We start from the raw sequence: 25085 nt of genomic DNA, 5'->3' as shown, positions 1-25085 counted from the left end.
TTTTTGCACGCTGGCAATGAGCCGGGCAGCCAAGCGGAATCGAGCGGCCCGGCAGGGTAAATTTAAAATCAAACAAAATAATCAAAAGGAGAACAAACCAATGTCACAAAACGTATACGACACCCTGATGGAGCGTGGCTTCATCGAACAATGTACCCACCCGGAGGAGGTAAGGGAGCTTCTGGGGGGCAGTGAGCCGGTAACCTTTTACATCGGCTTTGACGCAACGGCGGACAGCCTGACGGCAGGACATTTCCTGACGATTATGGCTATGATGCATATGCAGAGGGCAGGCCACAGGCCCATTGCCCTTCTTGGCGGCGGTACTACGATGGTAGGGGATCCCTCCGGAAAATCCGATATGAGAAAGGTTATGACCAAGGAAACCATTGAGCACAATGCGGAGTGTTTTCGTAAGCAATTTTCTCATTTTCTGAATTTTGAGGATGACAAGGCGATTCTGGCCAACAATGCGGACTGGCTGCTGAATCTGAACTATGTGGAGTTCCTGCGGGAAGTAGGCGCTCATTTTTCCGTAAACCGGATGCTGACGGCCGAGTGCTATAAGCAGAGAATGGAGAAAGGATTGACATTCTTTGAATTTAACTACATGATTATGCAGTCCTATGATTTCCTGAAGCTGAATCAATTGTACGGCTGCCAGATGCAGCTAGGCGGCAATGATCAGTGGTCCAATATCATCGGCGGCGTGGAGCTGATTAGAAGAAAAGAGAACAAGCCGGCTTATGGTCTGACCTTTAAGCTCTTGACCACCAGCGAGGGCATTAAGATGGGCAAGACTATGAAGGGAGCTGTGTGGCTTGACCCAAAGAAGACCTCTCCCTACGAGTTTTATCAGTACTGGAGAAACATTGAGGATGTGAAAGTGGAGGAATGCCTGGGACTTCTGACGTTCCTGCCTATGGATGAGGTGCGCCGTCTGGGAGCTTTGGAGGGTGCCGAGATTAACCATGCCAAGGAAGTGCTTGCCTATGAGATTACCAAGATTGTTCATGGGGAGGAAGAGGCAAAGAAAGCTCAGGATGCCGCAAAGGCGCTCTTTGTAAGCGGCGGCAAGACGGATGATATGCCTACGACGGCTTACCCGAAAGCAGATTTGGAAGCAGGCAAGGATATCCTTTCTCTGTTGGTTGAGACTAAGCTTGCGCCGACCCGTTCGGAGGCCCGCCGTCTGGTGCAGCAGGGAGGCGTAACCGTCAACGATGCAAAGGTGACGGATGTTTACAAGAGCTTTACTGCTGCTGATTTTGACAGTGACGGGGCGCTGATTATTCGGAAAGGGAAAAAGGCATACCATAAGGTTATAGCAGAATAAAGGTTCAGGGATTACAGGGACATTCGCAAAATAAGCTGATCAATTTATTTTGCGGATGTCCCTTGTCTTTGAAAGGATTGAAAAAAAGCAAATATGCGTCCCTGCGATTCGGGGATTCATTTTACAGTTTTATTTCCTCTCTAAGAAGCGAATAAATGTAATAAGAATGAACCCGACCATTCTTGTAAATACCGTTCCGCATAGTGCCCTCATAGGTAAAGCCGGCTTTTTTAAGAACACCTATTGATCCGGCATTATAGGCAAAGGGCTCTGCAGAGATGCGGATAATGTCAAAGGTCTTGAAGGCTTCCCGGCAAATGATTTGCACGGCCTGAGACATAATGCCCTGCCGCCAATATTCTTCCGAAAGCCAGTAGCCCAATTCACCGGATTTCTCGTATACATCATTCAGGAGCGTGACTGCAATGCACCCGGCGGCTTTCCCCTCCACTTCAATGGCCCATGTGAACCCATGGCTGTCTCCCTTGGAAATGCAGTCGTTGATGAACCAGTTGGCATCCTCAAGGGTATAGGGATTGGGAAAGACATTGCGCAGGTTGGCGGCGATCTTCGGATTGTCCGCAGCTTTGGCAAGGGCTTTAGCGTCTTCTGTTCTCCAGTGTCTTAGTTGAAAGTTCATATTAATAATCTCCTTTTAAAAGCGTTCCAAATGTCTTTTTCAAATAATACAGCAAATAGCTCCTTTTATCAATAAAATATTGTTGTAACACTTTACATTAAAACGTCCCTTTCCGGTATGCGGAGGGAGACACGGAAAATTCCTTTTTAAATAGTTTGGAAAAAGCCAGCGCATCCTCAAAGCCCAAAGATTCCGCAACAACGGCCACCGGAAGCTGAGTGGACTTAAGCAGTCCGCAGGCTTTCTTAAGCTTTAGCTCTATGAGGTATTGCTTGGGCGGAATTCCAAACTGTTCCCGGAAAATCCGTGTCATGTAATGGGGGTGAAAGCCCAGATCCGAAGCCACGTCCTTTAATTTCAAGTTTTTGAAATAATTCATATCCAGATAAAAGCGTATCTTATCCGCCCCGTTGCGGCGGCCCCACTCCTGCTCCTGGAATGCAATATCCGAAAATAAGTAGGACATAATACGCAGTAAAATGCTGTTAACTGCAAAATAGCTGCTGGTAGTGTCATCCTGAAAGGTGAGCAGCTCCAGGATGGCAGTTTCGTATTTTTCTGCTGAAAGGCCGCGGATGATATAGATTTCCTCCGTGGATGTCATAATATGACGAAGATAATTTTCGGCCTGAATGCCCAGAAAGCAGACCCAGGCATAGGTCCATGGCTCATCCCTGGAGGCTTCATAATAGGCCACCTGTCCTGCCGGTATCAAAAAGGCATCGCCTGAAGCTGCATGGAACACATGATCACCGATATGCAGCTCCCCCTGGCCCCTTAAAACAAAGTGAATCAAATTATAGGGCCTGACCCGAGGACCATAATTCTGTCCGGGGCTGCAGGCTTCATGCCCGGCACTGTAAAGTGTAAGATCTGAGTTGGATTTAAACAGCAGTGAATGATGGGTCTCTTTATATTCTCGCATAAAATCTCCCTGTTCCCCTTTTTCATATGAAGCAACCCCCAGGTATTAGGAGCTAAGATCTCTTTGGCCCAGGCATCCTATCATGAGTTTAAGCTAAAAACAGGTAAAGGCTTCGGTAAAGTCATCTTTTTATTTAAAGAATAACACAAAAAGTGTGTTTTTTCCATATTTATTTTTGGAAATGATATGGAAGAACGGGGTGAAATCTAGTTTAATAGAAGCATGAAAGTCAAGTACCCCACAGGAGGATGAATATGGGACCTGATAAGAAACAGCAGTACCACCTTGAGCCGCCCAAGGGGCTTATGAATGACCCCAACGGCCTTGTCTGGTTTCGGGACAGATATTATGTGTTTTTTCAATGGAATCGATATAAAAAGGATCATTCCCATAAGGAGTGGGGGATGTTCTGGTCCAAGGATCTGATAAACTGGGAATTTCGGGGAGGGGCGATTCAGCCGGGCGATACCTATGACCGCTCGGGAGTCCATTCCGGAAGCTGTCTTGAGATTGACGGAAAGCTTTGCGCTTTTTATACGGGAAGCCGAAAGGACAGTCAGGGAAAACGCAACAGCACACAATGTCTTGCCGTGAGCCAGGACGGACTGCATTTTGAAAAGAAAGGTGTGGTTCTTTCAACTCCCAAGGGCTTTACCCAGCATTTTCGGGATCCGAAGGTTTTTCGGACGAAAAAAAACGGCTATTACATGGTACTGGGCGGACAGAAAGAGAACGGAAAGGGCTCCGTAGTTCTGGGAAGCTCAGAGGACGGGCTTCAGTGGAGGTATTCTCATATACTGGCTGAGGCAAAGGAGCACGAAATGATTGAGTGTCCGGATTTGTTCGCCCTGGATGGACAGTATATACTGCTGTATTGCCTGCAGAGACGGAACAATGAGGAGGATCAGGTGATTTCCGCCCATTCCGCCTATCAGCTGGTTTCCTTTGATGAGGATACGGGCCAGCTTAGGAGCGGGGATTTGGAACATGGCTATGAGACGCTGGAATCCGGTTTTGATTTCTTTGCACCCCAGACCTTTGAAGCTCCGGACGGACGGCGGATTCTCTTTGCTTGGATGTCACGGATGGAGGAAGAGGAGCAGGAAAACAGCTTTGGCCAGGGAGATCCCCGGATTCACTGTCTGACCATTCCCAGAGAGTTGGAGCTTCGGGATGGAAAGCTGTATCAGAGACCGCTTCGTGAGTTATACGGGCTGCTTGGGCAGGAATATGAAGTTAAACGGACCGGAGAAAATAGTTGTGTGGTGCGGCCTGAGCGGCGGACATGGTATTTGAAGCTTCAGGCAATCTCCCATGAGGCATTTTCATCAGAGCTGCATTTGAATCTGGGTGAGACCGAACTTCACTGGGACGGACGGAGGCTGGTATTCACTCGCCGGAACTGGGTGAGGGATGAACAAGAAATCCGCAGCCGGATCCTTGATAGACTGGAAGAGATCGAGATTTGGTCGGATGTTTCCAGCGTAGAGGTATTTTTAAACGGCGGAGAGGCAGTATTTTCCGCAAGGGTATTTCCCATGACGGAGCCGGCTGTGGTGATTGACGGGATGGATGAGAGAGCAAAGCTTACGGTTCGGGGAATGATATAAAATACCGGTATCCCGGACGGCGCCGGAAATTGTTTCATAGAGAGGGCTCCTAAAAAGGGTACTGAAAAATTAAAAATGAGGAGGAGATTCAAAATGACGGAACAAGAATTGGCTTCGAAGATCGTAGAACTGACCGGCGGTAAGGAAAACATTTCCACTGTCCGGCACTGTGCCACACGTCTGCGCATTGTTGTGATTGACAGGGAAAAGATTGACACGGACGCAGTGGAGAATCTGGAGAGGGTTAAGGGCTCCTTTTTCAACTCGGGACAGTATCAGATTATTTTGGGTACGGGTCTGGTAAACCGTATCTATGACGAGGTAATTAAGATTACCGGAGATCCGGATGCCGGTGCAAAGGGCGGCAAGGAGGAAGCGCCTGTGTACGGAAATAAGTTCCAGAGGGCCGTCCGCATGTTTTCCGATGTGTTTGTGCCAGTAATTCCCGTACTGGTGGCTACAGGTCTGTTTATGGAGCTTCGGGGGCTTCTGACACAGGAGGCGGTTCTGTCGCTTTTTGGAATGACGCCCGGGGATGTTCCTCAGGCGCTGCTTACGTACACGCAGATTCTTACGGATACGGCATTTGCATTCCTGCCCGCGCTGGTGTGCTGGTCCACGTTCCGCAACTTTGGCGGCAGCCCTGTGATCAGCATTGTGCTTGGCCTGATGCTGGTAAGCCCCAGTCTTCCCAGCGCCTACGATGTGGGATCCGGGGCGGCGGAGCCTTTGATTTTCTTCGGCTTTCTTCGGGTGGCAGGTTATCAGGGCTCGGTGCTTCCGGCCTTTGCTACAGGCATTCTTACCGCAAAGTTTGAAAAGTTCCTCCGCCGCCATGTGCCGGATGCGGTTGATTTGATCGTGACGCCTTTTGTGACTCTTTTGGCGGGCTCGGCTCTTGCCATGTTCTGTATCGGGCCGGTGCTTCACATGGTAGAAAATGTGGTATTATTCTGGTAAATGTGGTTTCCTTTGGGGCGGCATTTGCGCTTACATGGTTCTTTGGCTTTAGTGACAAGACGGGGGAAGAGAAAAAGGCTGTTAAGACCGAAAAGTCCAATTTCCTGCCTGAGCCTGAAAAGACGGCTAAAATTGGCGCAGTGGTAACCGGAACCTATGTACCGATGGCAGAGATTCCTGACCAGGTGTTTGCGCAGGGAGTGCTGGGACAGTGCTGCGGAATTAAGCCGGATGAGGGCAAGGTTTATGCGCCTTTTGACGGGACGGTTACCCAGGTGGCGGATACGAAGCATGCGATTGGACTTCAGGGGCCGAAAGGCGTGGAGCTGCTGATTCATGTGGGACTTGACACGGTGGATATGAACGGCCAGGGCTTTGATGTTCAGGTGAAGGAGGAGCAGGAGGTCCGTAAGGGACAGTTGCTGCTGACGATGGATTTGAAGCAGATCGCAGAGGCGGGGCATCCGGATGTGGTGATGATGGCTGTGACTAACAGTGATGGTTATGAGGACCTAAGGTGGACTGTCGGCGGCAGGGTTGCGGCTGGTGAGGATGTGGCTGAGGTAGGTTAAAAATATTTTTTGAAAGCGGAGTATCGTACCAAAGTTAGGGGCTGCGGCAGCTGCCTGATGGTGTTGGTGAAGTACTCCGCTTTTTATACCTTTTATTAAAGTAAATTTTGCTAGAAATAACCGAAATTCTGTAGTATAATGAAAAAGTCCTAATAAAAATTGAAAAAATAATCTAATGTTTTATTTATATATGCCGATATATACAATAACGGAGCTGAAAATGAGCGCTCCAGCAGATATTTATGTTTTGCGGACAAAGTTTCGCAGAAATAAATATAAAAGTTATTCCAGGAGGTATCAAACGTGTCAAACACAGAGCCAAAGAACAACGTAGAGGCAAAGAAGAAGGGAGGGAAAATTGTTCTTATCATATGCATTTTGATTATCCTGGCCTTGATAGGCGTTGTGATCTATCTGTTGCTGAACAAGGATGGTGAAGAGCAGGGACGCCGCAATGTGGTAGTCAATGAGGACAATGTGGATAAGATCATTGAGCAGATGCAGGACAGCGAAAGAGTTGCTGACGGTTACTACGAGATGACCATGAATTCCACTTGGTATTTTGAGAATGGTACCGCAGCGTCGGACAATGCATATGTAGAGAATACGGTGACGAATACCAACTCGGTGTACTTTGATATCGTGCGTTCTGATACGGGGGAGACAATCTTTGAATCACCCATTATTCCGGTGGGGAGTCATATGGAGGGAATCACTCTGGATAAGGACTTGGATGCCGGAACGTATGATTGCGTTCTTATTTATCATTTGTTGGATGAAGAAAATGAGAATGATATCAGTACAGTGCGGGTGAGTGTAACGATTGTTATTGAGAATTAAAGGAATTGGATGTATTTTCAAGGAGGATATGATAATGAGAAATTATAAGAAGGTTTTGGCAGCCACATTGGCAATGGCTATGGTAGCAGGTAATTCCGTACTGGCAGCGGCTCCGGGGAACAGCTATATGACTGGCAGTAACGTTGATAAAGTAACAAGCAGTGATACACAGGGAACTGTTTCAGGCGGAGGCCAGATGGAAGGTCAGGTTAGTAAGGATGTTTTCTGTGTGACTGTTCCTACACAGATTACTGATGCAGGCGGTGCGTCTACTTATGATGGCTTTACTTTTGTAATGGATCCGCAGAAGCTCATTACAGCGACACAAGCTACCAAATATGTGGATGCAACTACACCATTAGCAAAGGGTTTTGTAGAGGGTAAGACTTTATACTTTACAAAGAGAACAGATGAGATATTGGATAATGTCAGTGATTATGCTCTGATTACCAATAAGAGCAGTATAGCTGTTGATATTGCAATAAAAGCTGTAATGAAAAATCACACTGGTATCACAATGTCCTCGTCGGATGAATTTGAAGACGATAGTGTAAGCATGTATATGGCAGTGATTGGAAACGGGAAAGAAACAGCAATTGGAGAGACCAGTGCAGCGGAAGTTGCAGGGACGATTCCTGCAGCAGGAGATGGTGCATATGAAATAGCGTATGATGATACTGCTGGTGATTATGAGTATAAGCTGGTAGGAACAGATCCGTCTCTCTTCTCAACATATGAGTTTGCCTTGACGGGTTCTTGCAGTGAGGGTGAAGGCTGGTTGGATCTTCCTTCTACTGTAGCTCCTGAGGTAGAGTTGACATGGAAGGTTGAGCCTTCAACGGCTCCGACAGAAGCAGCTCCGTCTCTTGCACAGACATCATTTGCAAGACCGGCTAGTGGAGATTTGGACATAGCTGTTAATTTGGGCGCAGGCGATCTGGCAGCAACGGGAATTACTTCTATTTCATTCATAAATCCGACAACAAGTGCTGAGCAGATTGTAAAAGACACAAATTACACATTTGCAGATGGTACATTGACATTAAAGTCAAATCTTTTTCTTAATTTGACAGCAGATCGTACTTATACAATTACGTTTAATGACGATGCAAAGACTACGGTTCAGTTTACAATTACAATTTAAGTGTGTTTGAAGTATAAAAGTTGATTTATGACTGATAGAGAAGAGATACTTTGTAGTATCTCTTCTCTTCAAAAGAAGTATATGAGTAAAGAATGAGGACAGGATGGTTTTAAGGGAGAGGGCGATGTGGATTTTGTAAAAGCTTCTTTTTTGGACGTGATTTGTGAAGATGAGTATTTGTGGATTTTTGATAATTTGATACAGGCTATTTGTCGAATAGATATTGATAGCTTTGAAATGGAAGTAGTATCTTGCTACAGGAAAGAAGAGCGATTTGCTGCTCGAAGAATATTTTTATTTCAAGATAAATTTTATCTGGTAACAGAGAATTCGCTAAAGATTTTAGTATTTGATAGAAAAAAACAGGGAGAAGATTCAGGCTTTTATTTACAGGAACCCTCTATATTGTACGAAATGTCAAGGCCATATATGACATTTATGCATGAGAGTTGTATTTATTTTTTCCCTAGATATATAGATGGAGAAGTTATTTGCTTTGAATTATTAACAAAGAAGTATATAAAAAAGAAATTATATGAGTGCATTAGAAGAACAAAAATAAGCAATAATGATTTGCGTATCAGATATCCTGGCTATTATAAAGGGGTAGTGAGTTTTACTTTGCATAATACAAAATATTATGTGGAATGCAATCTAAATGATGATAAAGTAATTATAAATGAATCAGAGTTTAATAATATTATTCTGAATAGTTGTTGTTATGATGGAAAAGAAATTTGGCTGACAGAATTGGACAGCAGCAATGTTACTTGCATGGGCAGGAGGATTGAGAGGTTACCAAAAGAACAGGGTTATTCCAGAATTTATCCGTTAGAGGATGGTGTTATCATATTTCCGGATAATGGTAATAAGTTGGTTTATGTCGAAAAAGGGACTTTTAAAGTGGCAGTAATGCAGATACCTTTGTTGGAAAATGAAAAGCAACATATACGATTGGATTGCTGTGAGAATAGCAATTTTGTTTTTTTGTTTTCGAGGAATGAACATATAGATGGATTCTTTCTCGTGAATAAGAGAACTTTTGAAGTAAAACGTGTTCATTTAAAATGTGCAAATTATCTAAAAAAATGTTTTGAATTTGAAAAGATTATAATAAATGAAGATGAGTTTAAAGATTTAATAAAGCTTATACAATTTAGCAAAGAAAGAGTTAATGTTTTATACACTGGAGAAGGCGTTATGGCTGATGCAGGTAAAGCGATATGGGGGGCCATAAGGTAGAAAACCAGAGAGTTGGAAAGATTAAAAAGGAGAAGCGCTTTATGGAACACAAGTGTAAAAGGATGATTGCAGGTATTTTGGCAGCAACAATAATAATGAGTGGCTCTGTTTCATTTGATTCTAGAGCGACGGGCGGCAGTACAGGTGGGTCTGGCGGGATGGAAGGTGTGCTGTCAGATGTATTTAGTGTTGTGGTTCCAACAGAGGCAAATCGTCCTGCAAATGAGAATACGCTTTACACAAGTGCATTTGATTTTATCTTAGATCCAAAAGGCCTTGCTTCAGCAGCAGGCGGTTCTCTTGTTGGCAAAAACCTAGAACCCAATGCAAGTGTATATTTTGAAAACTTAGAGCAAGATGCTGCTTATGATTATAGCAGTACAAGCGATGGGTTTACTGTAATTAATAAAGGTATGGTTGATGTTGATGTCACGTTAGAGGCTACTCTTACAGGGATGGATGGCGTTCGGCTAATTGGGGATAAAAACTTTGTGGATGATATGAGTGCCAGTGTTTATCTTGCATTGACGGACAGTAAGGGGAAGACTTCGGCGGTTGATAAATTTGGTGCTGCTATAAAGACAACCTTGAAAGGGCAGCCAAATGGATATAAGGCGACATATAATCATTCGACAGGTAAGTATGAGTATCAGATAAAAAGTGATGTTGAGCTGTTGAAAGATAATATTAAGTTTGTAGATTATACATTTCGGTTGACAGGGGCCTGCAATTCAGCGAATTCCTGGTTTAAATTGTCTGGTTATTTGGAACCAGTGATTAGTGTTGAATGGCATGTTGCGGCTCGTCCTAAAAATCTGGCTCCATCAATTGTAAAGACCTCTTATGTTATGAACGTTGGTAAGGCGCTTTTTGTTGATGTGGATCTGGGTTCAGGAAATTTAGCAGCTACAGGTATTAGCTCAATTACTTATACAAACTCTTCGGGGACGATGAGTACATTGGCAGACAGTAATTATGTATTTGAAGATGGTGTATTGAGATTTAGAGCTTCCTATATCTCCAGTGTGCTTAGAGAAGGTGTTAAGCAGCGAGATTATACAATTACTTTTAATGATAGGGCAAGAACTGGGAAAGTAGTTAAATTAGTTGCAAATGATGATATAGCTCCATCCATTGCTCAAACAAAATATAGTATGACTTCTGGACAGTCTATTGATGTGGATATGGATTTAGGTGCAGGAGCTCTGGGAGCAAGTGGCATTACTTCTATTACGTTTATTAATTCGTCTGGAGCGACACAAACTCTGAAAACCGATAAATATACATTTACAAATGGTGTGTTGACATTTAATGATCTTTACATTGATATGATGCTAAGTAATGGTATTGCATCACGCACACATGTTATTACTTTGAATGATAATGCCAAAACTCAGTTTTCAGTTACATTAGCAGTAGATGGGACAGAGCCATCTATTGCCCAGACGGAGTATAGGATGGAAAGAGGAACGGATGTTGATGTGGCAGTAGATTTGGGCACTGATTCATTGGCAGCATCAGGAATAAGTTCCATTACATTTACGCCTCCGGCTGGCGGAACTAAAACTTTACAAACTGACAAATATACATTTGCCAATGGTGTACTCACATTTAAAGCAGACTTTATTAATATGCTGTTTAATAGCGGTGTTGCATCACGAGCTTTTACAGTCAATTTTAATAATGTTACAACAACATCAGTAGTGATTACATTAACTGCTGATGATATTGAACCTTCTAATGCAGATGTTAGCAGTTTTATTAACAGTGGTCAGCCTATTACAGTGAATGTGGATTTGGGTTCAGGAACAGTAGGGGCAACTGGAATTAAGTCAATTACTTTTATAAATCCGACTGGTGCCGAGAAGACCTTGCAGACGGATAAATATACATTTGCAGATGGGGTGCTTACATTTGAAGCTGCTTATATTGACATGTTATTAAGTAATGGTGTAACGTCCCGTACACATGTAGTCACTTTAAATAATAAGTTAGAAACGAAAATGAAAATCACATTGGAGGTGGACGGAACAGGGCCAGCTATCGCACAGGCAGATTATACTATGGATCGAGGGAAGAGTATTGATGTGCCAGTGGATTTAGGCACTAAAGCGTTGGCGGCAACTGGAATTAGTACTATAACGTTTGTATCTCCGACTGGTGAGGTTAAGACTTTATTAACTGATAAATATACATTTTCAAACAGTGTATTTACGTTCAAAGACAGTTTCATTGATATGTTGCTTAATAATAGTGTTGTATCACGAACTTTTACAATTACCTTTAATGATATGGCCAAAACACAGGCAAAGGTTACATTAAAGGCACCGGATGTGGCCCCGACTATTGATGTAAAAGAGTATACAATGGTTAATAATCAGCCGCTTAATATAAAAGTGGATCTTGGTTCAGGTTCTATAGGGGCAACTGGTATTAAATCAGTCACATATATGGATGGAACTAAGCAAAAAACAGTTCCCACTACTTATTATACATTTGCAGATGGAATATTGAAGCTTAGAGCTTCTTATGTTAATGGAGTAATCAGTGCTGGGATTACATCACGTGATTATACAATTACTTTTAATGATACAAATGGGACGAAGGAAGTAATTAAGTTGCAAAAGTAATTGAAGTTTTTGGCAAGAAAAAGGGGTACTTTAAAGTACCTCTTTTTTGCAGAATCAGTGTAGAACAGGGCGGAAGGAAAATAAAAAATTGCGGATTGTTTTTTGGGGAACAGGGAATACGGCAAAGAAATATATAGATCGAATAAAAAGATTATCAGACCGATTTGAAGTTGTGGCATTTACTGATAGTTGTCAGAATGACAATAACACTTGTTTTTGCTGGGAAGGGTTTAAATTGATAGCCCCCAAAGCGATTTGTGAGCTTGATGTGGACCTCCTTTGTATTTTAAGTATTTGGGAATGGGAAATACGTAGGACAATTTATGAAGAAAGGGTGTTTGATTTATCGAGGATTATAAGCTTCCATGAGATTTGCATGATGGATTCTTTTGATATGGAATTGGATATTTGTTATGAAAAGGAATTGGAAAATATGCATCCGCAACAAAAAGAATCGGCAGAAATGTGGAGAGATTATGAATATCTTAAAAGAAAGTATTCCTATGTGTTGTGTGATAAGTGCTATTGGAAGATAGAAGCAAAGAGAAAGGCTTATTTTGAAAAAGATATAAGACCGATTTGGATTCTTTGGTTACAAGGAATGGATCGGGCTCCGGAATTGGTAGAAATCTGCATTCGATCTTTAAAAAGAGCATTGGGAGATAAAGAATTTATCTGTCTGTTAGATGCAGAGAATGTATGGAATTATATTGATCTGCCTGACTATATAGTACAAAAATGGGAAAATGGAGTAATAAGCAATACCCATTTTTCAGATCTTATCAGACTGCGCCTTTTAAATGTTTATGGCGGCATATGGATAGATGCAACTGTGTATTTTACAGGAAGCAAATTGCCGGATTATATGAAAAACAGCAAATTATTTATGTTCAATATGAGGGAACATTGGAGTGTGTGTACAGAACCCAGGATAGCGGCAAACTGGCTGATATCTGCTCAGTCTGAAAATAAGATGCTGATTATTTTAGAAGCATTGCTGCATGAGTATTGGAAAAGAGAGAACAGAGCGATAAATTATTATTTTTTTCATATATTCTGGACAATGGTAGTGGAGTGTAGGCCGAAGGAATGGGAACAGGTGGAAAATGTTATAAGAGATCCGGCTCAACTATTAAATGGGAAATTAACCAAAGAATTTCAGGAAGATTCTTTCGAATATTTAAAACAGATGTCAGATATTCATAAGCTTTCTTATAAGGAGGCTTATTTGGATGCTGGAAAAACAAACAGTTTTTGGGCTAAATTATGCGAGATAGACAGGAGGAACAGGTAATGGAGCATACGTTATTGATACACATAGGAATAAGCAAAACAGGGACAAGTGCGCTGCAGACTTTTTTGTACGAGAATATGGAAAAATTAGAGGAATATGGATGGCGCTATCCGGATTTAAATAAGGAACTGTTTGGGCTTCAATTTCTTACATTTGGAAAAGAAATAAACGGAAGTGTTTTCTATAAGGAAAGAGAAAAGCTGGATACCGAAGCAGAAAATTGGAATAAGGCGTGGGAACGAGTACTGGAGCATTTAAAAACTAAAAATGTAATAATATCGGATGAGAGAATATGTGTCTGGGATACAAACAAATTTCTTACTGCAGCGAAAGAGAAGTATGACAATATTAAGGTTATTATTTATTTAAGACGTCAGGATAGGGCAATTGAATCCTTTTGGAATCAGAGAGTAAAAAATCCGGTGGGATGCGGACAAATATTCCAGGAATTTATACATTTCGACGGCTGTGCAGAATGTGCCCCATATCATTATAAAAGACAGTTAGATGATATAAGTAATATTGTTGGTAAAGAAAATCTTATTGTAAGAGTATATGAAAAAGGACAGCTTTGTGGGGAAAAGCATAATACAGAGTCAGATTTTTTGTCGTCTATTGGAATAGAACCAGACTGGGATCAATGGAAAAAGTGTGTTCCTCAAAATCTTAGATTAGGTGAAAATTATCTTGAGATTAAAAGAATTTTTAATTCCATACTTGATGAGGGAGATGTGGAACAAGGAATATCATCTATGTTATGTTTTGAGAAATTATCGCAAAATTTTTGCTGTGAGGAAAAAGAAAAGGGATGTTTTACTATAGAAGAACGGGAAAAGTTTTTAAAACAGTTTGAAGCAGAAAATGAAGAAATTGCAAGGGAATATCTGCATAGAAATGATGGGATTTTGTTCTATGATGACAGGAAGGATTACCCTTTATATGAATATTCTTATACTTCATTTGAGCAGGATATGATAAGAGTATTTTCTGCTTTGATAAATAATCAGAGCAGAGAACTTCAGCGTTTGGAAAAGCACAACTCCTTTCTGGCAGAGAAGCTTATGCTGTTTAACAACTCAAATGGCAAGAGATTGCTACTTTTTGGAGCAGGGCATAAATGCAGAAAACTTTTGGATGAATTGAGAACTCCTGTTACTTTAATTGTGGATAATGATGAAACAAAAAGCGGTAAAAGTTTACAAAAAGTTCCTATTGTTTTTACGGAACAAGTAAAGGATTGGTCTGACTATTTTATAATTGTAACTTGTGCAGAAACAGAGGAGATAGAACAACAATTGCAGGGGTTCGGATTAGAGAAAGAAAAAGACTATGTAGTTGCTAAGGATTACTTTATATATTATTGATCGTAGTTTGTAAGTGACAGTATTTTTTAAACAGAGAGTTTAGAGGGAAAAATATGAAAAAGCTAATTATGGTTTTAGGAATGCATAGAAGTGGTACTTCAGTTGTAACCCAATTATGTCAATGCATGGGTGGTTATTTAGGTGAGGAAGATGAATTGATAACTGCAAGCAAAGATAATCCGGATGGTTATTTTGAGAATAAAGATATAACGTGTATAGATGATGAAATATTGCACTTGGCTGGACGGGAATGGTATAGTTTAGGAATGTTGGAGGCGGATTACGACTATACTCAGCTTGCAAAAGTAATGGCAGAGTTAAGGTCAAGTATTCAAAAGCTTCTAAAAAGAGGGAATATCGTTACGATTAAAGATCCGAGAACTGCTGTTCTGCTTCCTGTGTGGGAGAAAATTTTAGGTGAATTAGAGGTTGAGGTCCATTATATCTGGGTGTTTAGAAATCCATTGGAGGTGGCAGAGTCATTACGAAAAAGGGACGGATATAGTAGAGAGCATGGGGTATTGCTTTGGGCCTATTACAATCTTAGTATATTGAACTACCTTAAAAGAAAAGAGTATAAATTGGTTCACTATAGGGATCTATTAGAAAATGTGCAGATAATTGAGGAATTAAATCAATTGTTTGGCAGTGAGACAGATGAAAGCTTAAAATATAAACAGGAACGTATTATAAAAAGAGGATATTGTCACTCGGAGTATTCAGTACAGGACGTATGGGATATACAAGACAAACTGGTTTCAGATTTTTATTGCTCATTGTTAAAAAATGAAGGACTGGAACAAAAGATATTGGATTGGGAGAAACAGTATACAGAAAGAATTCCACAAGAAAAGGAAAGATATATTGATTATGATGTATTAGATAATAACAGTTCTTTGAAGGAAAAAGATATAGTTATCTATGGAGCGGGAAAATGTGGTAAGCAGGTTGCGGGAATGCTGCAGCAGATGGGATTCAGGTATGACTTTTGTGATAAAGATATTCATAAGCAAGGTACGCTTCTTATGGGGGGACATGTTTTATCAATTGAAGATGTAAAAGAAAAAGAAAAACTTTGTTTTATTATTGCAATTGAAAAAGAAAGCTTGAAAAAAGAGATTGAGCAAACACTGTTATGTGTAAAAAAAGCAAGTTTTCTTTCATCTTTTGCAGTACAGCTCTTATCAAAATGTTTTATATGTGAAAATACTGTTTTGGAAACGAAAGCAGAGATATTTTCTTCCGGATATAAAAGGATGGTGTCGCAGTGGGGGATGATTAAAGATGCTTGTAAATACCCTGTACTGGTTTACCAAGGTGGAAAAGTAGGTTCATTGACAGTTTCACAAAGCTTATGGAAGGCTGGTGTAAAGAACACACATATACATGGATTCTTTTTTAAAAATGATATAGTTGCCGAATTACTACTTAAAGACTGGTATAGAGATTTTGTAAAAAGTTCAAGTATTTACCAATTTCATTCACCGGAATATGCAAAATATGTAAAGGATGAAATGAAAGGTAAAAAGATTATCACAATGGTACGAGAACCTATAGCGGTTGACCTATCTAGAGTGTTCCAGTGGATAGGGACAGGAATTGCGGATAGCTATCTGAGACAACAACTAAAACAAGGAAAGACCTTCTTGGAGATTGTTTATACACTTATGATGCGGATTCAGGATCGAGTTTTTATCTGGTTTGATGAAGAACTTAAGGAATTGTGCGGAGTTGATGTTTTTGCATATCCTTTTGATAAAGAAAAAGGATATGTGCGTATCAAAGAAAATGGTGTGGAAATATTGCTTATGAAGGCAGAAAAACTATCTCAAATGACAGAGGTAATTCGCAAATTTACAGGTAATCAACAGTTGGAATTGAAGAACCAGAATGTGGGAAAGGACAAAGAGTACGCTCATATCTATGAAGAAGTAAAGAAGAAACTTGAAATTCCGAGAGAGTATGCAGAGCATTATTATAGAAATAATCCATATATGGATCATTTCTATACAGAAGAAGAGAAGAAAAGCTTTTATAAAAAATGGATGAAAAACATAAAAGATTAAGAATTATTAAACAAATTAGTCAATGCATAGAAAAGTGGGAACGTGAAGAATATGATTTGGTATTGGGAAAAGGATACTCATTGGATAAAAGAAAATTGGAGAGAGCACTATGAGATGTAAAGGCTTAAGGCTGCTGTGCGGGAGTGTGCTGAGCGGTGTGGCAGTGGGATATCTGATAAACGCTTATTGGGCAAAGAGGCAGAAAGTTTTACAACAACAGGAAGAAAAGCTCCAAGACCATTACTGGCTGTTAAATCATTGGTTAGAGTTTAAAAATGAGGGAAAAACGGCGGCTTCCTATTTTGAGGATATGGGCTATCATCATATAGCTATTTATGGAATGTCCGATTTGGCTAACCGTCTTATGGAGGACTTGGAGGGAAGCTCCATTCAGATTGATTATGGAATTGATCGGGATATCTGCTGTTCGAACGCAAGAATATCAGATATTTATTTTCCGGAGGATGAGCTTCCAAAGGCAGATGCTATTGTAGTTACACCATATTCGGCAATGGAATCTATCAGTGCGATGCTTAAGAGTAAAGTAGACTGCCCGGTTATTTCCTTGGAAGAGGTTGTATGGAGTGTATAAAAATGAAAATGATTGCAATGTACTTACCACAGTTTCATGAAATTCCTGAAAATAATGATGCCTGGGGAAAAGGATTTACGGAGTGGGTGAATGTGAAAAAAGCAAAGCCCTTATTTTTCGGACATAATCAGCCGCGGATTCCTTTGCATAATCATTATTATAATCTTTTGGATAAGGGCGTGTTGGAAGGACAGACTGCGTTGGCAAAGCGGGCAGGCATCTATGGATTTTGCTTTTATCATTATTGGTTTCATGGCAGGATGGTCTTGGAAAAGCCGGTTCAGATGCTTTTGGATAACAATAAGATAGATTTTCATTATTGTTTTTCCTGGGCTAATGAGCCTTGGACAAAAACCTGGCATGGCGCAGGAGGTAATAAGGAGATTTTGATTCCGCAGACCTATGGAAAAGAGGATGAATGGCAGGAGCATTATAATTATTTCAGGCCTTTTTTTATGGATGAACGGTATATTAAGGAGGGAAACTGTCCGGTTCTGTTGATTTACCGTCTGCGGAATATACCCCATTTTAATGATATGATTCGCTTTTGGAATGAATGTGCCCGTGGGGATGGATTTTCCGGAATATTTGTGGTTTCTATGAATAAAAGCCGGGAACATGTGGCAATGAGTCGTTTGGTAAATGCGTCAGTGGATTTTGAACCCAATAGAACAAAATCAGATTTACTTGAAACACCGTCCTGCCTGCCTGTAAAGGCAGAAGAGAGTCTCTTGTGGAATTGGTTTGCCATGAAACGTATTGATTATAAGCTCTTAAATGAAAAGATGCTTCATACTACACATGAAAAAAATCATTTTCGCATGGTATTTGCAGACTTTGATGATTCTCCTCGGAGAAATACAAGGGCCGTGGTTATGAAGGGGAGTACGCCCAAGCGGTTTGGAAGATATTTGAGGAGAACCTTGCAACTGAGCCGGCAGGAGGGAAATGATTATGTGTTTTTAAATGCATGGAATGAATGGGGAGAGGGAAACTACCTGGAGCCGGACGTAAGGCATGGCTATAAATATTTGAAGGAGATAAAAGCCGCCTTAGAATACCAGGGAAAGGAAATTTGAGAACTATGGATAATAAAAATCCTTTAGTTAGTATTGTTGTACCTGTATATAATGTATCTCTCTATATAGAAAAGTGTATCAAAAGTATACAGGAACAAAGTTATGAAAACTTGGATATTATCCTTATAGATGATGGTTCCACAGATGGAACATCAGAAATTTGCGATAAAATCGCTGAAAATGATATGAGAATAAAAGTAGTTCATCAAAAAAATTCCGGAGTTGTCAGGGCAAGGAAGAGGGGCGTAGAGTTAGCAAAAGGAAAATATATTTCTTTTGTTGACGGAGATGATTGGATTGAACCGGATATGATCAAGTTTATGCTGAATAATATCAGAGAAGCGGAGATTCTTTCCCTGGGAGTTTATGAGGAAGTTGCACCGGATAATATTGCGGTAAGATATGACGAATTTCCGGAAGGACTGTATATAGGTGAATCACAAATTGCTGAAATATTAAGGAATATGATTTATGATTTTGCCCAAGACCGTTTGCAGAGATTGACGCCTTGGGGATGGAATAAACTTTTTTTGAGTGTTCTGATTAAAAAAATTTATCAGGAAATAGATCCTGAGATTACGATTGCAGAAGATACGGTGTTCGTCTATAAATGTTTATTAAGGTGCAAATCGATAGTTATCAGCCATAATTGCTTCTATCATTACCAATATCGGGAAGAATCTGCCGTACATACGGCGAATCCTCATATGTTGATTAGCATTAATAAAATTTATCTTGCACTGTATACTGAATTTAGCAAGCATCCAATGAGTGAATCCCTGCTTCTTCAACTGCAGAAGTGGGTTTTGCTGATGGATTATTGGGCTGTTAATATTTATTTGGGCTTTGATAAACGAATCTATATTCCGGAATTTGTTGCGAATCTTTCCGGTTTAGAAAATAAAAAGATAATATTATATGGGGCGGGAAAAGTAGGAAAGACGGCATATGAACAACTTAAAAAATTTGGATATAATATTGTGTCATGGGTAGATAAAAATTTTAAATATTATCAGAATATAAATTTGCCGGTTACGGCACCTGATAGATTAGCAGATAAAGACTTTGATTTGATTTACATCGCTGTCAGTGATCAGGAAGTAGCAGAGAAAATAAAAATGGAGTTATTGGCAAAAGGAATTCCGGACTATAAGTTAATATGGAAAGAACCTATGAAGATTTTTGATTATAGCGAATGTCGGTAAATGAAAGGGTTAAAATGGAATGAGGATATTATTGTATAATTGGATACCATTTGATGACAAGAATGGACGAGGCGGAGGAGTAACCGTATATTTAAAGAATTTAATTGATGAAATGGTGAAAGAACATAGCCCCAACATAGAGGTGTTTTTTTTATCTTCCGGTTGTTATTATGATATATATAATGAAGAAACGAGAGTTGAAGAAACATCAAATGTTTACGGGAAAAAATGCAGGACTTTTTCAATTATCAATTCTCCCGTATTTTCGCCGGGCTATCTGTCATTTTATTATTTGGACAAGGTATTATATGACGAAACATTGAAAGATGTATTTTACAAATTTTTAAATGAATATGGACCCTTTGATGCTGTACATTTTCATAATTTAGAAGGTGTGTCAATTCAGCTTTTGGCATGCAAAAAAGATTATCCGAAAACAAAGTTTATCTATACGCTGCATAATTATTACCCCTTCTGCCCCCAGATTAATTTATGGAAGGAAGAGCGACGTAACTGTAATATTCAGGATACGGGTGAGATCTGTATGAAATGTATGGATCAGCATGTACCGGCGGAAAAGCTCAGACGTAAGATGGCAATGACCTACAACCTTGTAAAAAATCCGTCGGAGAACTTAGCCAAAGCATATAAATATTGCGGAAGTCAATTGGACAGCTATTTTGAAAAATTTGAAAAGAGTGATTTGTCAGAAGAGGATTATAAACGTGTAGTGGATGCGCTAAAACAATTTAGACAATATTTTGTAGAGATGATTAATACAAATATAGATCTTGTGTTAGCTGTTTCGGAAAGAGTCCGTGAAATTGCCATAAGAATGGGAATTCAAAAAGAACGATTGACTGTTTCCTATATAGGAACTAAAGCGGCTGATTTTGCATTAAACCATGCAAATTGTACCTGTTTAAAAAAGGAACCTTTTTCTTTAATATATATGGGATATCAACGCATAGATAAGGGGTATTATTTTTTGGCGGAGGTTTTAAATAATATGCCGGAAGCTATAGCAAAAAAAATAGATGTTACGCTTTTGGCAAAGAAATATCCTAATTCGAAATATAAAGATACACAGATAAATGAAGACAAATTTCATTCATTTATTGCAAAGGATGGTTATTTAAAAGATGAAATGCAGTCGTTATTAATGAATAAGCATTTGGGAATTATCCCGGTTTTATGGGAAGATAATTTGCCACAAGTAGCTATTGAGATGACAGCTTATGGTGTACCGATACTAACATCTGATTTAGGAGGCGCTTCGGAGCTATGCGGCGATAAGGCATTTGTTTTCCATGCAGGTGATGTTAATGATTGTATCAATAAAATTATCAATTTTGTTTCCCATCCGGAAATATTGGAAAAGTATTGGGAGAACTATAAAGGGCTTAAAACAATGAAGGAACATTTAAAAGAACTAATAGAGCATTGGAGCTGAATCACAAATCAAGGCATGTAGGAAAGACTATTAGAAAGATTGTATGGCATGGTGCAGGGCAAATAAATGAAAATAAATCAGGGACAATATGAATCTATAATAATATATGGGATCGGGCAGTATTTTGAAAGTATTAAAGAAGACTTATTTCAATATGTAGAGCCTGACTATTTGTGCGACAGAAAATGGGATGATGATGTACCAAGTAGTTATCATGGCATACCAATTATAAAGAGAAAAGAACTGCCTCATTTAAAAAACAGCTTAATAATTATAACAACAGGTTCCCCCTGGATAACGGCTTCTATAAAAAATGAATTAAAGCTGGAGGAAGCATCTGTAATACATGCAAATGAAGTTCTTGGAAGACCTAAAAGTATAACAGGTAAGGAATTGAAAGAAGCTTCCCATAAGGGGTATTATCAGGATATATGGGAAAATCGCATCTACTTTAACGAGACAGTCCCAAATTCAATTATAATAAATTTTTTAGGGAAAAATAATACGCTGGAGATAGGTACTAATGTGACGGTAAATAATCTGAAAATTTCCTTTGGAAATGGCGGAAGGTGCAGTATTGGGGAAAGAACAGAGGTGATGGGAGCAAATTTTGCGGTATCAGGAGCAAGTTTGAAGATTGGAAGAGACTGTTTGCTTTCTTTTGGAGTATTTATACGAAATCATGATTCACATCATATTTTTGATGTTCATACACATGAAAGAATTAATTATCCTAAAGATATTGTAATTGATGATCATGTATGGATCGGACAAAATGCGATTATCCTGCCAGGCGCTGGAATAGGCAGGAATTCCATTGTAGGAGCCGGAACGGTTACTTCCGGCCAGTTTGGCGAAAATCTAATTATTGCAGGGTGTCCGGCAAGAGTGATTCGCAAACAGGTATGTTGGAGCAGAGAGGATACGGCTTATTTTAGTTATGATACATTGGAAGAGTGTGCATCTCAGGAGGCGCTTAAATATCTATGAAAGATAACAACTGAATAAAGGCTTTACACCTTTCAAGCGATCCATTATAATATCAAGTAACAATACATTATAATAGAGTAACGAGAAGGTGATGAAGATATGACAGAAAAAGAAATGATAAAGGTATCTATAGAAGAGTTTTCCAGGCTTCAAAGTTATATGCTTGCAACTGAGAAAGATTCGAATGGTTACAAACTCATGAAAGAGCGTTACATTGAGTTAAAAGTAATTTTAACTTCTTTTGGCATCAATCTAACAGAGATAGACAGGATCAAAGAATAGCTCTGCAAACAAATCAAACAGCATGAAAGCATGGTGTAAAGCCTTTGTTGGATTATTAAGGGGCTTTACACTTTTTGATTTTTTAAAGGAGAATCCATATGACAGAAAGAAAAACAAACACCCACTTAGACGCCCTTGAGGCAGAAGCCATTTACATCATAAGAGAAGTAGCGGCGGAGTGCGAAAAGCCGGTAATGCTCTACTCCATTGGAAAGGACAGCTCGGTGATGCTTCACCTGGCACTGAAAGCATTCTATCCCGAGAAGCCCCCTTTCCCCTTTCTTCACATTGACACTACATGGAAGTTCAAGGATATGATCGCTTTCCGTGACCGGATTGCAAAGGAAAAAGGCATCGAAATGTTGGTTTACACCAACGAGGAGGGCGTACGCCAGGGCATCAATCCCTTTGATCACGGCTCTGCCTACACAGACATCATGAAAACTCAGGCATTAAAGCAGGCCCTTACCAAATACGGTTTTACGGCAGCCTTCGGCGGCGGCCGCCGGGATGAGGAGAAGTCCAGAGCTAAGGAGAGAATATTCTCCTTCCGCAACAGTGAACAGGCATGGGACCCCAAGAATCAGCGGCCGGAGATGTGGAAGCAGTATAACACGCAGCTTCACAAGGGCGAGAGCATCCGGGTATTTCCCATTTCCAACTGGACAGAGAAGGATATCTGGCAGTACATTGAGAGGGAAAAGATAGAGATTGTGCCCCTGTACTTTGCAAAAGAACGCCCGGTGGTGTATCGGGACGGCAATATTATCATGGTGGATGACGACAGGATGCGGATGCGCCTTCTTCCGGAAGAGCAGATAGAACAAAAAAGTGTCCGCTTCCGGACCCTGGGCTGCTATCCTCTGACCGGCGGCGTGGAATCTACGGCAGACACCCTGGAAGAGATTGTAAAGGAAACCCTTGGAGCAGTGACCTCCGAGCGGACAAGCCGGGTGATTGATCATGAGGCGGCAGGAAGTATGGAAAGACGTAAGCGGGAGGGATATTTCTAATATGAACGGACTACTAAAATTTATTACCTGCGGAAGTGTGGACGATGGAAAATCAACGCTGATTGGGCATATGCTGTATGATGCCAAGCTGCTTTTTGCGGATCAGGAACGTGCCCTGGAGCTTGACAGCAAGGTGGGAAGCCGTGAGGGTGAGATTGATTATTCTCTGCTGCTGGACGGACTGATGGCGGAGAGGGAGCAGGGAATCACCATTGACGTGGCATACCGGTATTTTACCACGGAGAAAAGGAGTTTTATTGTTGCCGATACCCCCGGTCATGAGGAATATACCCGAAATATGGCAGTGGGAGCCTCCTTTGCGGATCTGGCGGTCATTCTTGTGGATGCGTCTCAGGGAATCCTGGTACAGACCAGGCGCCATGCCAGAATCTGTGCACTTATGGGAATCCGGCATTTTGTATTTGCCGTAAATAAGATGGATCTGGTGCGCTATGATCAAAAGATCTATCGAAGGATCGAAAAGGATATTAAAAAGCTGGCAGTGGATCTGGAGCTTGACCATGTGAATGTGATTCCGGTTTCAGCCACAGAGGGGGATAATGTTACCTTAAAGTCACCCAGTATGCCATGGTACCAGGGAAAGACCCTCCTTGGACATCTGGAAACGGTGGATGTGGAGGATGAGACGGAGGAACAGGGCTTTGTTCTGCCTGTTCAGAGGGTCTGCAGGCCCAACCATACTTTCCGTGGATTTCAGGGGCAGATTGAATCCGGAACGGTTAAAAGGGGAGATGGGATCACCGTTCTGCCAAGCAGGGAGAAAGCTATCGTGCAGTCGATTCTGGTAACGGATCAGGAGGCTTCGGAGGCTTCTGCGGGAAAGGCGGTGACTGTTACCCTTGACAGGGAAATTGATGTTTCCCGGGGATGCATCCTTGTGAAGGATGCGGACTTGATTGTGAGCAGTATGTTTACGGCGACGATTCTCTGGATGGATGACGTAGAGCTGACCCAGGGAAAGAATTTTCTGGTTAAGATAGGGACAAAGCTTATTCCTGCGGCCGTTATGGATATCAAGTATCGTGTCGATATTAATACGGGAGAACATCTGGCCGCAACCCATTTATACAAAAATGAGATTGCAGTCTGCGATATTGCGGCAGCAGATGAAATCGTGTATGATACGTTCCGAAAGCATAAGGGAGTTGGAAGCTTTATCCTGATTGACCGGGTAACCAATATGACCTCTGCCTGCGGCGTGGTGGAGCATTCCCTAAGGAGATCCGAAAATATCGTGTGGCAGAAGCTGGATATCACACGGGAGATCCGGGCCGGCAAGATGGGACAGAAGCCTTTGACCTTATGGTTTACGGGGCTTTCCGGTTCCGGAAAATCTGCGCTGGCCAATGAGCTTGAAAAGCGTCTGAGCGTTGCCGGAAGGTTCACCATGCTTCTGGACGGAGACAATATCCGTATGGGGCTTAATAAGAATCTTGGATTTGAGCCGGAGGATCGAATCGAGAATATAAGAAGAATTGCGGAAGTGGCCCGGCTTATGAATGATGCGGGACTGATTGTTCTTACCGCATTTATCTCTCCTTTTGCCAGCGACAGGCAGAACGCAAGAGACATTATCGGAGAGGGAAATTTTGTTGAGATCTATGTGAGCACTCCTTTGGAGGAATGTGAGCGCAGGGATATCAAGGGTCTCTACCGGAAAGCCAGGGATGGCAGAATCCCTAATTTTACGGGTATTTCAAGTCCTTATGAAGTGCCTGAAAAAGCAGAGATTGTCATAGATACAAGCAAACAGTCCATTGAGGAATCCGTGGACATAGTACTTGAGGCACTGGAAAAGTATTTTTAGTATTATTCATGGCTATTTTA

General features: G+C 40.9%; 21 protein-coding genes and 1 pseudogene. 20 read left to right on the top strand and 2 right to left on the bottom strand.

The annotated features are described in order from the left end of the window. Nucleotides 1–100 precede the first annotated feature (100 nt). Nucleotides 101–1336 carry a tyrosine--tRNA ligase gene (tyrS, locus tag VSQ61_RS02610; protein ID WP_334342872.1) on the top strand — a complete coding sequence of 412 codons (1236 nt, stop codon included), beginning with the start codon at nt 101–103 and terminating at the stop codon, nt 1334–1336. 121 nt (nt 1337–1457) lie between these two features. On the opposite strand, the gene VSQ61_RS02605 is transcribed toward tyrS, so the two are convergent. Together VSQ61_RS02605 and VSQ61_RS02600 are read right to left on the bottom strand one after the other, a co-directional pair. Continuing rightward, on the bottom strand, nt 1458–1976 hold the full coding sequence (locus VSQ61_RS02605; RefSeq protein ID WP_334342871.1) for a GNAT family N-acetyltransferase: 519 nt from the start codon (nt 1974–1976) through the stop codon (nt 1458–1460). Between the two features lie 97 nt (nt 1977–2073). Beyond that, nucleotides 2074–2901, bottom strand: a complete 828-nt coding sequence (locus VSQ61_RS02600) for an AraC family transcriptional regulator (protein WP_334342870.1) — start codon at nt 2899–2901, stop codon at nt 2074–2076. A 254-nt stretch (nt 2902–3155) separates the two neighbouring features. Between VSQ61_RS02600 and VSQ61_RS02595 the strand changes: the two genes are divergently transcribed. The 19 genes and pseudogenes from VSQ61_RS02595 (at nt 3156) to cysC (ending at nt 25065) form a co-directional block, all read left to right on the top strand. Further along, complete coding sequence (locus VSQ61_RS02595; RefSeq protein WP_334342868.1) at nt 3156–4511, top strand: glycoside hydrolase family 32 protein; 1356 nt, start codon at nt 3156–3158, stop codon at nt 4509–4511. 93 nt (nt 4512–4604) lie between these two features. After that, complete coding sequence (locus VSQ61_RS02590) at nt 4605–5471, top strand: PTS transporter subunit EIIC (RefSeq protein ID WP_334342867.1); 867 nt, start codon at nt 4605–4607, stop codon at nt 5469–5471. 2 nt (nt 5472–5473) lie between these two features. Next, a complete protein-coding gene (locus VSQ61_RS02585; protein WP_334342866.1) occupies nt 5474–6043 on the top strand; it encodes a PTS sugar transporter subunit IIA in 570 nt (189 codons plus the stop codon). A gap of 303 nt (nt 6044–6346) precedes the next feature. Next, a complete protein-coding gene (locus VSQ61_RS02580) occupies nt 6347–6883 on the top strand; it encodes a hypothetical protein (RefSeq protein WP_334342865.1) in 537 nt (178 codons plus the stop codon). A 34-nt stretch (nt 6884–6917) separates the two neighbouring features. Beyond that, entirely contained in the window at nt 6918–8027 is a 1110-nt protein-coding gene (locus VSQ61_RS02575; RefSeq protein WP_334342864.1) for a hypothetical protein, read from the top strand. 126 nt (nt 8028–8153) lie between these two features. Next, nucleotides 8154–9269 (top strand): hypothetical protein, encoded by a 1116-nt coding sequence (locus VSQ61_RS02570; protein ID WP_334342863.1) that lies wholly within the window; start codon nt 8154–8156, stop codon nt 9267–9269. A gap of 41 nt (nt 9270–9310) precedes the next feature. Continuing rightward, on the top strand, nt 9311–11899 hold the full coding sequence (locus VSQ61_RS02565) for an autotransporter outer membrane beta-barrel domain-containing protein (RefSeq protein ID WP_334342862.1): 2589 nt from the start codon (nt 9311–9313) through the stop codon (nt 11897–11899). A gap of 46 nt (nt 11900–11945) precedes the next feature. Continuing rightward, nucleotides 11946–12224 (top strand): annotated as a pseudogene (locus VSQ61_RS22905) (hypothetical protein); the annotation flags it as partial. A 51-nt stretch (nt 12225–12275) separates the two neighbouring features. Further along, complete coding sequence (locus tag VSQ61_RS02560) at nt 12276–13193, top strand: capsular polysaccharide synthesis protein (protein WP_334342861.1); 918 nt, start codon at nt 12276–12278, stop codon at nt 13191–13193. After that, a complete protein-coding gene (locus VSQ61_RS02555) occupies nt 13193–14557 on the top strand; it encodes a nucleoside-diphosphate sugar epimerase/dehydratase (RefSeq protein ID WP_334342860.1) in 1365 nt (454 codons plus the stop codon). Before VSQ61_RS02560 ends, VSQ61_RS02555 begins: the two co-directional genes overlap by 1 nt. A gap of 53 nt (nt 14558–14610) precedes the next feature. After that, nucleotides 14611–16623: a putative capsular polysaccharide synthesis family protein gene (locus VSQ61_RS02550; RefSeq protein ID WP_334342859.1), complete on the top strand. Its 2013-nt coding sequence runs from the start codon at nt 14611–14613 to the stop codon at nt 16621–16623. A gap of 109 nt (nt 16624–16732) precedes the next feature. Next, entirely contained in the window at nt 16733–17215 is a 483-nt protein-coding gene (locus VSQ61_RS02545) for a hypothetical protein (protein WP_334342858.1), read from the top strand. Between the two features lie 2 nt (nt 17216–17217). Further along, on the top strand, nt 17218–18294 hold the full coding sequence (locus tag VSQ61_RS02540; protein WP_334342857.1) for a glycosyltransferase WbsX family protein: 1077 nt from the start codon (nt 17218–17220) through the stop codon (nt 18292–18294). 5 nt (nt 18295–18299) lie between these two features. Beyond that, nucleotides 18300–19499: a glycosyltransferase gene (locus tag VSQ61_RS02535; protein ID WP_334342856.1), complete on the top strand. Its 1200-nt coding sequence runs from the start codon at nt 18300–18302 to the stop codon at nt 19497–19499. A 31-nt stretch (nt 19500–19530) separates the two neighbouring features. Continuing rightward, complete coding sequence (locus VSQ61_RS02530) at nt 19531–20952, top strand: glycosyltransferase (RefSeq protein WP_334342855.1); 1422 nt, start codon at nt 19531–19533, stop codon at nt 20950–20952. A 66-nt stretch (nt 20953–21018) separates the two neighbouring features. Continuing rightward, nucleotides 21019–21942 carry an acyltransferase gene (locus VSQ61_RS02525; RefSeq protein WP_334342854.1) on the top strand — a complete coding sequence of 308 codons (924 nt, stop codon included), beginning with the start codon at nt 21019–21021 and terminating at the stop codon, nt 21940–21942. 99 nt (nt 21943–22041) lie between these two features. Continuing rightward, nucleotides 22042–22224, top strand: coding sequence for a hypothetical protein (locus VSQ61_RS02520; protein WP_334342853.1), 183 nt, complete (start codon nt 22042–22044; stop codon nt 22222–22224). 98 nt (nt 22225–22322) lie between these two features. Beyond that, complete coding sequence (gene cysD, locus VSQ61_RS02515) at nt 22323–23237, top strand: sulfate adenylyltransferase subunit CysD (protein WP_334342852.1); 915 nt, start codon at nt 22323–22325, stop codon at nt 23235–23237. 1 nt (nt 23238) lies between these two features. Next, nucleotides 23239–25065 (top strand): adenylyl-sulfate kinase, encoded by a 1827-nt coding sequence (gene cysC, locus VSQ61_RS02510; protein WP_334342851.1) that lies wholly within the window; start codon nt 23239–23241, stop codon nt 25063–25065. Nucleotides 25066–25085: the final 20 nt, after the last annotated feature.

Origin of the sequence: Candidatus Merdisoma sp. JLR.KK006, from assembly GCF_036941035.1 — a bacterium.
In the GTDB taxonomy this organism is placed as follows: Bacteria; Bacillota; Clostridia; order Lachnospirales; family Lachnospiraceae; genus Laedolimicola.
This window is presented reverse-complemented; position numbering and strand designations above follow the sequence as displayed.